Origin of the sequence: Cupriavidus sp. SIMBA_020 (assembly GCF_046535395.1) — a bacterium.
GTDB classification, from domain to species: Bacteria; Pseudomonadota; Gammaproteobacteria; order Burkholderiales; family Burkholderiaceae; genus Cupriavidus; species Cupriavidus campinensis.
Window position 1 is genome coordinate 1 of the sequence record NZ_JAWRWU010000757.1, and the last position, 266, is coordinate 266.

Consider the following 266-nt stretch of genomic DNA (forward strand, 5'->3'; position numbering starts at 1 on the left):
CGCTTTGACCTGTCCGCCAGCTTCGGCGCGGCGGATCGGCGGCCCTTCTTGCCAGCGGCTTGATCGCCGGGCTCACCGCCACTGGTCGGACCAGTTTCGAACAATCCGCTCTCCTCGCCGACCCGCGCGCGCACGAATTCGATATGCGTCTGCATGGCCGTGCGCGCCTCTTCGGGACGCCGCGCCAGAATGGCGTCGCAGAGCGTGCGATGCTGCAGGAGCAACAGCCCGGAGGCGTCGGCGGTCTGCTCGCGCAGCCCCGTGCC

The 266-nt window shown here is 69.9% G+C and carries 1 pseudogene; it reads right to left on the bottom strand.

Annotation, left to right across the window (positions count from 1 at the left end):
* Window positions 1-266: pseudogene (locus SB751_RS31375) on the bottom strand (hypothetical protein); the annotation flags it as partial.